The 12620-nt window shown below is 47.2% G+C and carries 12 protein-coding genes; 4 read left to right on the top strand and 8 right to left on the bottom strand.

The window, feature by feature from the left end; all coding sequences use genetic code 11:
- Positions 1 to 597 precede the first annotated feature (597 nt).
- Genes KME12_06280 through KME12_06270 form a run of 3 tightly spaced genes read left to right on the top strand, consistent with a single transcriptional unit; the run spans position 598 to position 1619 of the window.
- The gene (locus KME12_06280; protein ID MBW4487380.1) at positions 598 to 840 is read left to right on the top strand and encodes a hypothetical protein; all 243 of its coding nucleotides are present in this window, start codon (positions 598 to 600) and stop codon (positions 838 to 840) included.
- Positions 837 to 1412, top strand: coding sequence for a hypothetical protein (locus KME12_06275; GenBank protein ID MBW4487379.1), 576 nt, complete (start codon positions 837 to 839; stop codon positions 1410 to 1412). The genes KME12_06280 and KME12_06275 overlap by 4 nt, the downstream gene beginning before the upstream one ends.
- A gap of 3 nt (positions 1413 to 1415) precedes the next feature.
- The gene (locus KME12_06270) at positions 1416 to 1619 is read left to right on the top strand and encodes a hypothetical protein (protein MBW4487378.1); all 204 of its coding nucleotides are present in this window, start codon (positions 1416 to 1418) and stop codon (positions 1617 to 1619) included.
- Positions 1620 to 1718: 99 nt separating this feature from the next.
- Here the strand turns inward: KME12_06270 and KME12_06265 are convergent, their stop codons facing one another.
- The 5 genes from KME12_06265 to KME12_06245 form a co-directional block, all read right to left on the bottom strand.
- Positions 1719 to 2027: a hypothetical protein gene (locus KME12_06265; GenBank protein MBW4487377.1), complete on the bottom strand. Its 309-nt coding sequence runs from the start codon at positions 2025 to 2027 to the stop codon at positions 1719 to 1721.
- A gap of 51 nt (positions 2028 to 2078) precedes the next feature.
- Positions 2079 to 2324, bottom strand: a complete 246-nt coding sequence (locus tag KME12_06260; GenBank protein MBW4487376.1) for a hypothetical protein — start codon at positions 2322 to 2324, stop codon at positions 2079 to 2081.
- Between the two features lie 86 nt (positions 2325 to 2410).
- The gene (locus KME12_06255; protein MBW4487375.1) at positions 2411 to 4477 is read right to left on the bottom strand and encodes an SDR family NAD(P)-dependent oxidoreductase; all 2067 of its coding nucleotides are present in this window, start codon (positions 4475 to 4477) and stop codon (positions 2411 to 2413) included.
- 336 nt (positions 4478 to 4813) lie between these two features.
- Complete coding sequence (locus tag KME12_06250) at positions 4814 to 4999, bottom strand: hypothetical protein (protein MBW4487374.1); 186 nt, start codon at positions 4997 to 4999, stop codon at positions 4814 to 4816.
- A 153-nt stretch (positions 5000 to 5152) separates the two neighbouring features.
- Entirely contained in the window at positions 5153 to 5548 is a 396-nt protein-coding gene (locus tag KME12_06245) for a hypothetical protein (protein ID MBW4487373.1), read from the bottom strand.
- Between the two features lie 266 nt (positions 5549 to 5814).
- Here KME12_06245 and KME12_06240 point away from each other — a divergent pair, with 266 nt between their 5' ends.
- Positions 5815 to 7164 carry an FAD-dependent oxidoreductase gene (locus KME12_06240; protein MBW4487372.1) on the top strand — a complete coding sequence of 450 codons (1350 nt, stop codon included), beginning with the start codon at positions 5815 to 5817 and terminating at the stop codon, positions 7162 to 7164.
- Here the strand turns inward: KME12_06240 and KME12_06235 are convergent.
- The 3 genes from KME12_06235 to KME12_06225 form a co-directional block, all read right to left on the bottom strand.
- Positions 7161 to 8111 carry a hypothetical protein gene (locus KME12_06235; GenBank protein ID MBW4487371.1) on the bottom strand — a complete coding sequence of 317 codons (951 nt, stop codon included), beginning with the start codon at positions 8109 to 8111 and terminating at the stop codon, positions 7161 to 7163. The two genes, KME12_06240 and KME12_06235, sit on opposite strands and share 4 nt — an antisense overlap.
- A gap of 81 nt (positions 8112 to 8192) precedes the next feature.
- On the bottom strand, positions 8193 to 9032 hold the full coding sequence (locus KME12_06230) for an SWIM zinc finger family protein (GenBank protein MBW4487370.1): 840 nt from the start codon (positions 9030 to 9032) through the stop codon (positions 8193 to 8195).
- Positions 9033 to 9053: 21 nt separating this feature from the next.
- Positions 9054 to 12344 (bottom strand): DEAD/DEAH box helicase, encoded by a 3291-nt coding sequence (locus KME12_06225; GenBank protein ID MBW4487369.1) that lies wholly within the window; start codon positions 12342 to 12344, stop codon positions 9054 to 9056.
- Between the last annotated feature and the right edge of the window lie 276 nt (positions 12345 to 12620).

Below are 12620 nucleotides of genomic sequence, written 5' to 3'. Positions count from 1 at the left end.
GTGGTCTAAACAGCTCTTCTAAAACACTATTTGGAATCCCAGTACTATTTTTTATCGACTTTGATTCCCTAGCCCTAATAAAGATTAGACACTTTTGTTGTTGGAATAGCTTCTCTCTAAGGAATTCAGCTAATTCACCAAAAGGTAGAAATTGTATTAAGCCTTTTATTAAGCAAAATTGTAATCTCAAATACTACAATTTCCGAGATAGCTTTGTCACATCTCTTGAATATCATTAAAATATTAAATCGTTATTTTTGGATTCTCAGATAATACATTAGTTTAAAAACTATGAAGCCTTTAAACTAGCTGACACTACTAGATTCAGAGCAGTTCTTTATTAAAAATTCTTGTTTCCATAAATACAACCTAAAAGCTGTGTTTAGGAATCCGAAACAACTTAACAATAATTTGTCTCTTTAGCTAGAAGTTGGAATGACTGCTATTTCTTGATTTGTTAGTCAAATAGCATGGATGATTTTAGAGCCTGCATCTAACACATATCTGATACATATCTGACGTACCTAAATACATTGAGTGTCATGGCATAAGCAACAATTGCTAGGTTGTCATCACCTGGGTAAAGGAGAATAAAAAATGGTAGTAATGCTGGATGACGCAAAGCGTATCGCGATCGCATCTCAATTGGCAGATATGCAAGCTCTACAAAATTTGCTGATTGCCAACGAACACGTCTTGTTGAGTACTGTAGTTGATGAGCAAATTCATCAACAATTACAGAATATGCTCCAAGATGACCAGAAAAATATGGGTATTATTGAAACTGTAATTGTTCAGTATGGAGTTAAGAGCGAGCCACAAAAAAAATTCGGGCAATGATAGAAGAAGTTCGGAACTACATGGCAAGTGCAGAATTCACATTGTTTGAGCAAGTATTTCCGCAGGAACTGCTCAAGCATCGGCAGACAATGAGAGGATTGCTAATTCATAAAGCGGCTCAAGTGGTGGGTGCTGATATTGAAATGGCTATTACCCCTCTTAATACAATTAATTTTGAAAATCGTGCCCACCAAGAACAGCTCAAAGGCATTTTAGAAGTTTTAGGCATACGCGAACTTACAGGAGAAGATCCAGCTCAGGGGCTGAAAGCGCGGGTTCAGGATGCTGCCGCTGCTTTAACTGGCGTTGTAGGGAGTGTGATGACGCGAGTTAATGAAGAGATGAGTATTCGTGACTTGCTGCTGGCTGATCATACGAAATCGGATGTTTTATTCAGCGAACTTTTAGAAAGCGATGATCCTGAGAAAGTTCAGGAGTATTTTGGACAGCTCTACAAAGACGTTAGTATTCACGGTTTGGCTGAGGAGCAGGTGCTTTATCCAGCGTTGCGTCCTTATTACGAGCACATGCAAGAAATATATGACCAAACTGACGAAGTGATCCAGAGTTAAACCATGCTAGACGAACAAAAGGATGAATCTCTTGGAGTTGAACAACTGCCCCAAGCGGAATTAGAAGCATCACCCGGTTCTAATAGTGTTCAGGCTGATTCAGATACAGATGCTAACGATCCAAATGCTCATCAGGCTGCTCCTGCCATGACATCAGATCCGGAATCCCCTGGCCAAGCCAACGTTGAGGAAGAATCAAAGCCATAAATGGCTAGTTCTCAGTAAAACCAAAAAATAAAACCAAAAAGCCTCTTCCCAATCATGAGAAGAGGCTTATGCGTTGGGCTTTCAGTCAACGCTAAATTTTTATGGAGAAGTGGTAGGAGATGGGCTAGGAGATGGGCTAGGAGAGGTTGTTGTAGTTGTTGTATCTGTGCCACCTGTGCCACCTGTCCCGGTAGTTCCAGTATCAGTGGTTCCTGTGCCACCTGTCCCTGTTGCACCTGTTCCGGTGGTACCTGTACCCGTACCACCCTCTGTTCCGGTGGTACCTGTGCCACCTGTGCCACCTGCACCACCACCTGTATCTCCACCAGTGCCGCCACCAGTGCCACAAGCAGCTAGAAATAGAGCTAAGCCAAACGCTGAAACTAGAACTTTGAATTGCTTATTCATGATTTTTCCTTTACACAAAATTGTGAATGTCAATGTATCCTGGCGATCGCCTTAAGCTCCTTGATCAGGGCTAGCTTCGTCCGCCTCTCTAAACAAATCGGGTCTAAGATCTCTGCCTTCTTGAATCATTTCGGGGGCAACGGCTGGATTACCTAAAATCTCCTGCGGATCACCATCAAAGCCACCTGTGCGGACTAGCTTTAATACATCATAGGTTTCTACCTCTTCAGGGCGATCGCTTGCTTGAGCAGGCTGATTTTGTTTTCCCTCATTTCTTTTATCATGATTATCAGTCATGCTTCTATCTCCTTAAGCTGATTGTTAAAATATTTGCTTTGGCAGCTTTAGCAACTTTGGCAGTTTTGTTAACCGCGCTGACTAGTCTAAGGCGTAGCCACCGATTGAGCCCCAGAGAGAGCCATGTGAAACAGAGCATCTTGGACAATTAGTTCTGGCAATACACCCTTGAACATCTGTACTCTTTGCTGAATCTGGTCAAAATCATCCGGGTTATCCAGCAGATCGCGAACTTCCCGCTCACCCACCAATACTGTAGAGCTGAGATGATTTGCCGCCTCCTCACTTCTTCGCACCACCTCTTGAATTAAGAACTGATACTCTGGCCGATCTCGCCAGCTCTTGAGGTCTTTCCACGCTGGCAAAAAGAAGGTAGACCAGCGAGCTAAGGCTTGATAATCAGGACTGACGATCGCGATCCCTAGGATTTGCTTGATATCCTGATAAACTTGCTGCATCTCCTCGGAGATTTCTGGCACAGTTTGCCCATCCGTCATTTGGATTTTGGTATGACGATAAGCATTAGGCCCATGACGCGGATCTGTATTACCATCCTGCCCAACAATCTCTCCTCCCAAAGCTCGGCTCAGAGCAATTTGCTGGATTAGCAGTTGAGAATTACCAAAGATAAAGGCGTTGAGTTCTCGCTGAATCCGATGCCGCTCCGCTTCGTTGACATCAACTTGATAACCAGGTTGATACCAATCAATGATGTCGCGATAGATATGCTCGGTAATGGCGATCGCATCCTGCAAAAAGGCTTCTGTTTGCATCGCAGGCTTGAGACGCTGCCAAAACAACTGCATTACAGCTGGATAAGCGGCATGATCACGCCAGCTAGCAGGTACCCAAGGAATCCCCAAGGTGTCTTGAATATCTTCAAAACAGGCTTGAATTTCAGGGGTAATCTCAGCAATTTGTGTAGACTGAGTTGCCTCTGGATCTGTTTGCGCTATTTCAGGCGATCGCTCTCGCTCGACCGTCTGCTGATTGGATCGTTCACCACTAAACTCAATCGGCGCATTTAAGGGATCAGTGCCTATCTCAACTGGGTTGAGGGAGCGTTGGCGCAGCCTTTCCGAAGGAGAATCGCTTCCTATTTGTGTTCCTGGCTCTGCGACTGGAATCTCATTGTTCCGTCGTGCTGCTCTGTTACTGAGGAAAGTTAACCAGGAAGGAGACCACAAGGAGTGGCTATCTCTTCCCAACGCCCGCTCTGGGCCAATTCCTCCGGTTTTAGGCAGTAAACGATTTGCCAAACTGAGTAGATTAGTTGTCAAGCCTGGAAACAGACCGTATAAGCGGACAGTCAGCCAAGCAGGAAACGATATAACTATCTCTGCATCACCCCGACGCAGAGCAGCAATGGTTTGTCGAGCTACATTTTCGGCACTGGTTGAAATAAAGGGAAGAGAATCGCCAATGCTGAACCAAGCAAACTCTTTGCGATTTTGCCCTTTCACAATCACATGATCGACCACGCCAGTCCGGATAAAACCGGGGCATACGGTTGTGACTGTGATTCCCTCTTGATCCAACTCGGTTCGCATGGCTTCAGACAAGCCCGTTAAAGCAAATTTGCTGGCACAGTAGGCCACCATATGCGGAGACACGACCTTACCGCCAATGGAGGAGACATTGACGATACGGCCTTCCCGTCGCTGGCGCATTTCTGGCAGCACTGCATAAGTGGTGTAGAGAGGTGCCCAAAAATGCAGCTTCATCGCATCATCGTAATCCTGTAGGGTCAGGGTATCCATCGGCCCCACGATGTCAGTGCCTGCATTGTTAATCAAGATATCGATCGCCCCAAAGCGATCGCGCACCTGCTGCACCAACTGCTCTACTTGCGCTTGGTCAGTGACATCACACGGCAATGCCAAAACTTCTCCACCTCGTTGCTCAACTAATTCATGCCGCGCCCGCTCTAGCTCTGCTTCATCTCGCGCACAGATGGCTAAACGGGCTCCCTGCTGAATCAACTGCCGAGCCATGACCAGACCCAGACCTCGCGAACCCCCGGTCATCAGAATAGTTTTGCCAGTAAGATCGTAACTGCGTTCTCGCCACCAGCGATCGAGCGGCAAGCCACAGATCCATACAGCAATAGCCCCTACAATTAGAGACAGTAAGCTTGAATAATTGAAATCCATTGAGAAATATTCCGTGCTAGTTACTTGCGATCGCTGCCCGGTTACCTCAATGAGTGGTCGGGTGCGCTCAGCTCCTCATCACTCATCCTAAAAACTGGGATCACGGCTTCCCTCTAACCAATGAGGGGTATGCGTCTTGATCTGCTCTACCTAGTGAGCAACCTCGTGCTAAGGCCGAAAGTAACCTAGAATACACTTTGTTTTAGCATGACTGTTTGGCTGCGCACGTCTGTGCGTATAAGGTACGCAAGACTACATACCAGTAGGCAGTGTCTTTGAAAATTTCTGACCTATCAAAGACACTGCCACAATGACTAATAGTGCTGCTGTAATTACTTAGGAGAAAATCCCATAGTAATAAAGGGTAGCAAAGAGGACGACTGCTGAGGCTCCCATTGAAAGCCAAAAGGTTAATTTCACTGGAAGGCTTTTATTAGGATTCAGGCCGTCCTGACCATGATCGATCACAGTTGAAAGATCTTCACTAGAGCCTGGAGCAAAATTCTTTTTTGTAGTTTCCATATCAAATATCCTTGAGCTATCTCTGAGCTTCACTTATTCCCTAACTTACTGCTACCCACAGAAATTACCTCTAACTTTGGCTATATCTCAAAACGTTGACAGAAGCTTAAAGGAATAGAGCTTATCTAGGAAAACGCTACTTCAGGCTACCTTTTACTCAAACGCTGGTTTGGCTTGATTGTAGAAATATAGAAAAGCGCTATAGAGAACTGCGTAGATCAAATCAATAATTCCTGGGAGTAGATAAATTGGGTGAATATTACCGATCGCCGTGTAGTAAGCCAGAAGAAAGAAAACGAGTGATTGAGCACCAATGCCAAACCTAACAATTCCGTGATTACTGTCAAGATCACTACCAACCCACCAGTAGGCAACGCCGATAAAGAACACTAGCCCAAAAAACAGTTGGGAATATTCAACATTGACCAAGGGAGCGGTGTGAAGATATGCCCGCAACCAAGCGTCACCCACAAATAATGCTGCACCCTCAGCGCTAGTAATAACAGACTTCGTGAGAAATACAGATTTCCAGAATCCCGAATTTTCCACTTTTCGCTCCTCAATATTTATATTGCCGCCCTGCCAACTGTTCCCTAGCCTCTCTGATCTCCTCTCAAAGCTCGTAAACCCTGTACTGTATCTCATTCAATTCACAGCGCGTCAGTTGATCATTAGACTTAAGGAGTATTTCTCTTAATAGCCAAAGTACTTGTCCTTTTCAGCAGAAAACACTTGGCATTCATGAAATTTTACGGGCCTGAATTGCTCCTGAATACGATACGCTGAAGAAGTTTAGGGATTCAGCAGGCTCTGGGATGGTCAATCAGGAATACGATGTTGTGGTAATTGGGGGTGGGGTAGCGGGAGCAGCCCTGCTCTACTCTTTGGCAACTTTTACAGATTTGAAGAAGGTGGCACTTCTGGAAAAGTATCCTAGCGTTGCCTCAGTCAACTCAAAAGCCACAAATAATAGTCAGACAATCCATTGCGGCGACATTGAGACGAACTACACGCTAGAAAAAGCGATAAAGGTACGGCGATCGGCTCAGATGCTGGTTCGCTATGGTTCTCAGTTGCCGCCTGCACTGCGGGACCAAATTATCTATCAGTTTCCTAAGATGGTCTTAGGGGTTGGCTCCCAAGAGTGTGAATTCTTGCGGCAGCGCTATGAGGTGTTTAAGCCCCATTTCAGCGGCATGGAACTGCTAGAAAAATCCCGAATTGCGGAAATTGAGCCTAGGGTCGTGCAGGTGAATGGCAGCGATCGCCCGGAAGAGTTAGTTGCGATCGCCATTCTGGGAGAATACACCGCGATCAACTATGGAGCTTTGGCTCAGTCTTTTGTGGAGCAAGCTCAAGCTGTAACGGATAAAACCGTTGATCTGAAGTTGGGCCACCCCGTTCAAAGCATTGAGCAGGTTGGATCTAATTACCAAGTCACCACTGCTGAGGGCACAGTAACTGCTCGCTTTGTAGTGGTCTCGGCAGGGGGTCACAGCCTCCTATTTGCCCACCGCATGGGCATCGGCTTGGAATATTCCTGTTTGCCAGTCGCAGGAAACTTCTACTTCACACCAGAGGTGCTGAACGGCAAGGTTTACACTGTCCAAAATGATAAGCTCCCCTTCGCGGCAATTCATGGTGATCCGGATATCACCATGCCTGGTAAGACGCGCTTTGGCCCAACGGCACTACCACTGCCCTTGCTAGAGCGAAACAACCTCAAAACCTTGGTAGATTATCTAGAGGTGTTGCGGCTCGACGGAACTGTGGCTAGTGTTCTAGGTGATCTGTTGAAGGTGAAAGATATCCGTAACTACATCTTCAAAAACATAGCTTTTGAGGTGCCCGTAGTGAATCGGCGCTTGTTCTTGCAAGATGCTCGTAAAATCGTGCCCTCATTACAGTTAGAAGACCTAGAATTCGCCCACGGGATCGGGGGGATTCGGCCTCAACTGATCGATCGCACTCAGCGAAAGCTGATTTTAGGGCAAGCAGAGATTGATCCAGGAGAGGGTATCCGTTTTAATATCACACCTTCCCCCGGAGCTACTACTTGCCTAGGAAATGCTGAACAAGATCTCCTGCGGATTCAACAGCATTTAGGATGCCACTTCGATCGCTCCTGGTTTGAGGCAGAATCAGAAGTGGGGGTGATCAATTAGGGTTTTTTGAAGATCTGGTCGTACTTCTGGCTGAGAAATTCTTGGATCACGATTGGGGCATCTGCTAAATTCGGTTCGTTCAGCAGTGAGCCTGGATAAACCACACAATCATGATTGGTTTCACAAAAGAAAGCGATCGAGTATCGGGTTTTCTGGAGTTGCTGAGCCTCAGTGACCCGTACTCGATGAGGAGCTGCATGGAGGGTATCTCCGCTCCAGCGTTGCATCACCTCACTGGCAAGCACCCCAATACAATCTGGAGGGATATCTACCGCAACCCATTCATAATTGGGAGTGAGAACTTCTAAACCTCCTGTGGAGTCTTGCCAAAGGAGAGTAATGCCCGAATAATCTTGGTGGGCTCCTAGTCGAATCGAGTCGAGGGTGAAGTGAGGGGCAGGAGGATAATGCAGAAGTCGTAGGGTGCTGTTCTGGCCATGTTGGTTAACCAGGCTACCTGTAGGCTGTTGATATACCAACTCGATCGCAGCTAAAACCCGATTAGCCTGTTCTTGAAAGGCATGAAAGATTTCACAAAGTTGGACTGTTAGCCTAGCAAGTTCCTCTGGAAGAATCTCTTCAAGAGTGCTTGAATCCTCAGATGGCTGCTTTCTGCAACGCCGAAGCCATTGAGCATAAGTACCATTTTCCAGATTGAGGTCTAAGACTTCTTTATAATCCTCCTGTTCATCTCCCAGGTGCTCCTGCCCTAGAGAGAGAAACACACCTTGCCAGGGAGAGGATAACTGTTGAGCCAGCGATCGCTTTTGTAAATCGCTGAGGGCAAAAAAATCTCGCAAGCTATTGAACAAATCATCCTGAATAGCGGGGGATGCAGGAATATAGGCCACACCAACCCTAAAAAGCGCATCAAAGAGTTGGTAAGCAAACTCTGTCTGAGCGGCTGTGGAATCAGATAGTAGGGAGAGGTGGGGGATTGCTTTCATAAACCTACTGGGGCTGATGGGGTTGAGGCAAGCTAAAGGCGACAGGAGCACTAAGGGCTAGGACAGGCTCCGCGATCGCGATTATAGCAAGTCACGATTTTTTGTCTTCACGCGCTCATATAACTCATCGATCGCGGCAATAAATGAGTTATCCTTTTGCCAAAAGGCGGGAGAATCTCCTTGTTTCTTGACCAAAATTCCAGAAACGGCACTGGGTGGTAGCACTTCAATATTTTTAGGGAATGGTTTGTTTCCCTGCCAAAAGGTTTTGGGATTGATCTCCTCAGGAAGTGCCGTAAGCTGAGGGCGGGTGTAATAGGAAGTGACGGGTGCGGGAGTGCTGGCTTCGGCATTGAGTTCTGCGATCAGGGCTTGGCCTAGGGGTGATTTGGCTAGCTCTGCATGTAGTTGTTTCCTGGGTAGCCCCCGTAACTCAAACAGGAGAAAGGGATCGCGATCGAGTTCTCCAGCGACGCGATAGTAAACTCCAGCCACATGTTTACAAGGATTGCCCCAATCTGGGCAGGAGCAGCGAGTTTCAAAATCTAATTTTGCTTTCGGTAGTAGATGCAAGCCCAAGGTCTGAAAGGCATCCTCAATGTTGTCTGGCATCTCATTCAGCAGCAGTTTCGAGATAAAACTAGCTTTGGAAGCAATGTAAGCGATCGCTGCCGCCCATTGCGCCTGACTAATCGGATGAATGGCAATCTCAATTTGATAGATTGGCTCCTTGTAAACCCCAAAGTAAGGATTGACGTTGCCTCGAACTTCTGCCCGAATCACGGAGTCAATGATGTCTAGTTGACGGATACGGTTGCTGTTGGCGTAGGAACGGCCCCGACTCAAACGCCCCGGATCACTAAACATTTCTAAGGCTTGAATAAACCGATTGCCCCACCAGGTTTTCGAGAGTTTTTTCATGGCTACTCCTTTCCGGAACTTTTAATCCAACACAGCACTGCGATTCAAAGAAATTAATTGCTTAAAGGCTTCATTGTCGAGTTCTGTCAGCCAAGATTCATCCGCTCCCACGATCGCGCCGACCAGTTTCTTTTTATCCTCAATCATCTGGTCAATCCGTTCTTCCAAGGTGCCAATTGCGACAAACTTATGCACAAAAACATTCTTCTTTTGACCAATCCGGAAGGCGCGATCGGTGGCTTGGTCTTCTACCGCCGGATTCCACCAGCGATCGAAATGAAACACATGGTTGGCTTTGGTCAGGGTAATGCCCACACCACCTGCTTTCAACGACAACACAAAAACTGAAGGTTCAGTATTGGGGTCTTGGAACTCGGTAATCATCTGTTCTCGTTTGGGGCGAGGGGTGCCGCCGTGGAGATAGTAGGTGTTGCAGCGCAGCGTATGTTTCAGGTACTTCTCTAGCGCTTCGCCAATTTCGGAAAATTGGGTAAATACGAGTAGGCTTTCTCCTTCCGCGATCGCTTCTTGGGTCATCTCCGTTAAGCGCTCTAACTTGTGCGATCGCTCTGGGGTAAAGTCACTGCCATCCTGCAAAAACTGCATGGGATGGTTACAGATTTGCTTCAGTTTTATCAGAGTAGCGAGAATCAAGCCCTTACGCTGAATGCCTGCTGCTGCTTGTAATTGCTTCTCCACATCTTTCACGGTAGCTTCGTAGAGAGACGCTTGTTCTTTGGTGAGGTTGCAGTAGAGCTTTTGCTCCATCTTGTCAGGTAGATCTTGAATGATGCTGGGATCGGTTTTGACGCGACGGAGAATGAACGGCTCCACCAATTTTTTGAGCGTGGCAGAGCGCATGACATCATTATTTTTCTGAATCGGGATTTCAAAGGATTGGCGAAACTGCGACTCCTTACCTAGATAACCCGGATTAAGGAAGTTGAAAATGGACCATAGATCAAGTAAGCGGTTTTCGACCGGAGTGCCTGTGAGCGCCAGCCGATATTGCCCTGGTAGCTTGTAGATGGCTTTAGTTTGAGCTGTTTTGGGATTTTTAATGTTTTGGGCTTCATCAATCACGATCCGTCGCCACTCTACTTCTGAGAGCAGAGTGATATCTTTGCGAACCAAGGTGTAGGAGGTGATGACGACATCACAGTTGGCGATCGCGGCTTGAAACTCCTCTTTTTTCTGGAGGCGATCGCTACCATGATGGACGAGCGATCGCAGATGTGGGGCGAATTTCTCGATCTCCTTTTGCCAGTTACCCACCACTGAAGTCGGCGCAATCAACAACGTGGGTGAGATAGTTACTGATTTTTTGGATTTCTTGGGCACCTGTTCCCGCTCTTGCACCAAGCGAGCAATCACCTGTAACGACTTGCCCATGCCCATATCATCCGCGAGGCAACCATTCAGGCCCAGCGTTTCGAGATAGTGCAGCCAAGCTAGGCCACGTTTTTGATAGGTGCGTAAGGTTCCCTGGAGTGTTTTGGGATCGGGCAATATTTCTAGATGACTTTTGTCATTCAGTTTACTCAGCATCTCGGCCAAAGTCTCGTCGTGATCGACTTCTAGCTCAATGCCATCCTCGCTGCCTCCAGACAGCTTCATAAAATCAACCAAACTCAGCTCTGGCCGCTCGTGCTGATGTTTTTTCCAAAACTCCAACATTTGCTGCATTTTGTCTTGGTCGAGCTGCATCCATTGACCGCGAAACTGCACCAAGGAAGCTTTGGTATCGACCAACTCTTGCCACTCTTGTTCGCTCACGGGCTTGCCATCAATTGACAACTCGTAGCGGTAATCTACTAGGGTTTCAAAGGAGAAGTAAGTTTTACTTTTGTCGTCTCCGCCCAAGGTGCGGCCTTGCGCTTTCATCCGCAGCTTGGTTCGCCGCCAGCCTTGAGGAGTCCACCAAGCAGGCACCCTGACTTTATAACCCGCTGCTTCCAAGACCCAGGCTGATTCTTGCAAAAAGGCAGAAGCTTCGGCGATCGTCAGAGAGATCCCAACAGGCTGATCAGTTTCTAGGCCAGTCCAGAGCTGAGGATAGATCCGCGCAGCATAACCCAGATGAATCAGCAAATGTTGCTCAAAATCTTCTCCAAACTGTTGAATCAGAGCTTTGTGGCGATTGGTGCGGAGCCGCCAGTAGTCCTGTAAGGGGATCTGCACTGAGGGATCTTGCCGTGAAGCTACCTGAAACTCCAGCGTCCAAGCATCTTCTGGTTTGGCAGGCGATTGGAGCTGAAAACATAAATGAAAGGGGAGATCAGCTTGACTGCGGCCAATGCGATCGCGCCAGGTTTTCCACTGCTGATATTGGGTTAACCCTTCCGGATATTGCCAAGGATGTCCGGGATGTAAGCAACTCCCCAACAAAGTATCGTTAATCTGTTTCTCAAAGGCAGTGGAGGTGGGGGTATGAGTGACAATTTCGGCTAGCAATACCTCCGAAAAATGACGCAGCAAAGTTGTTTTATCGTAGAGTTGCGGTGGCTTTTGCGGCTCCGAGCAACCTGCTACACAAATGAAGGGCATCAGTTCTACATATCGCTCTAATTCCGCTTCATACCGAGCTGAAAGGATTTCCCAGCCTTGATAAATTTCAAACTCTTTGGGGGCTGTTCCTGCTTTTGCTGTCTCGGTTTTGGTCTGGCGCTTACCCTTGGTGGTCTTGGCGGTGGTTGAAGCTGTGGTTTTGCGTTTTGCTTTAGCAGAGGGCGCGGTGGGAGTCGGTGCTGGAGTGAGCGATCGATACTTTAGGGCTGGAATGTATTGATCGTGCAGAATGATTTGTTTAAAGAATTGGGTGTAGTGATACCAAAATAGGAGATCTGCGCCCAACTGAATCTCAGCCAAATTGTGCAAAGCGATGAAATGTAGCTCATTCAGCAGCTTAATGACATTCGTGACAGAGGCATGGCTGTAAGTGCTAGTTTTGACATAGGCTGTGGGACGGTAGCAATCGACTTGCCAGTATTGCCACTGCCATTGTTCGGGTGGCTCCAGTTCCAGATAGCGGGCTAGTTCTGGAGAAGGGCAAGGTTGATCTTCTACGGTCGGCAACAAAAAATATTTTGGCGCGATCGCGGTTTCGAGTTTTTGATAAGTAGCAGGCTTGATGCCAAGAGCTTCGGTGAGAAATTTCGCTAGTTTCTCTTGGGGCAAATGATTTAAGTGGAGGAGAGGGACTGTCTTACGCCGTCGCAGCGTTTCTGTGGTTTCAATCCACAGATAAAATCCACCACTCTGGACAAAACCCGTTGTCTCTTCTGGAATCCAAGTGCCATGAAGAATATGCATCGTAGCTACTCTCAACACCCTCGACTTAATCTTGCCTCCATTAAATCAGATTGTTCTAATAGGTGTTGCTCATACAGGAAAATTAATTGGTTTTGCATCTAGCTCCCCTTCCCTACCAGCAGGGCTGTTTCATACAACGAAAGCGTTCCAAACCAGGCCCCCCTAGCCCCCCAAATTTGGGGGGAACAAGACTCACAGTCCCCCAGGATAAAGCCCTAGCGGGCATCCCAGAAAAGGGGATTTAGGGGGCTTAGAGAATTTACAAGCGTGGTGCAT

The organism is Trichocoleus desertorum ATA4-8-CV12 (assembly GCA_019358975.1).
Taxonomy (GTDB): Bacteria; Cyanobacteriota; Cyanobacteriia; order FACHB-46; family FACHB-46; genus Trichocoleus; species Trichocoleus desertorum_A.
The sequence above is the reverse complement of the archived record's forward strand: the minus strand, read 5'-3'. Positions and strand labels throughout refer to the sequence as shown.

What these genes read in the sequence shown, in the direction of transcription:
- KME12_06270 (MBW4487378.1), top strand. Translation starts at nt 1,416, where the DNA reads ATGCTAGACGAACAAAAGGATGAATCTCTTGGAGTTGAACAACTGCCC.
- KME12_06260 (MBW4487376.1), bottom strand. Translation starts at nt 2,324, where the DNA reads ATGACTGATAATCATGATAAAAGAAATGAGGGAAAACAAAATCAGCCT.
- KME12_06265 (MBW4487377.1), bottom strand. Translation starts at nt 2,027, where the DNA reads ATGAATAAGCAATTCAAAGTTCTAGTTTCAGCGTTTGGCTTAGCTCTA.
- KME12_06275 (MBW4487379.1), top strand. Translation starts at nt 837, where the DNA reads ATGATAGAAGAAGTTCGGAACTACATGGCAAGTGCAGAATTCACATTG.
- KME12_06225 (MBW4487369.1), bottom strand. Translation starts at nt 12,344, where the DNA reads ATGCATATTCTTCATGGCACTTGGATTCCAGAAGAGACAACGGGTTTT.
- KME12_06250 (MBW4487374.1), bottom strand. Translation starts at nt 4,999, where the DNA reads ATGGAAACTACAAAAAAGAATTTTGCTCCAGGCTCTAGTGAAGATCTT.
- KME12_06230 (MBW4487370.1), bottom strand. Translation starts at nt 9,032, where the DNA reads ATGAAAAAACTCTCGAAAACCTGGTGGGGCAATCGGTTTATTCAAGCC.
- KME12_06240 (MBW4487372.1), top strand. Translation starts at nt 5,815, where the DNA reads ATGGTCAATCAGGAATACGATGTTGTGGTAATTGGGGGTGGGGTAGCG.
- KME12_06255 (MBW4487375.1), bottom strand. Translation starts at nt 4,477, where the DNA reads ATGGATTTCAATTATTCAAGCTTACTGTCTCTAATTGTAGGGGCTATT.
- KME12_06235 (MBW4487371.1), bottom strand. Translation starts at nt 8,111, where the DNA reads ATGAAAGCAATCCCCCACCTCTCCCTACTATCTGATTCCACAGCCGCT.
- KME12_06280 (MBW4487380.1), top strand. Translation starts at nt 598, where the DNA reads ATGGTAGTAATGCTGGATGACGCAAAGCGTATCGCGATCGCATCTCAA.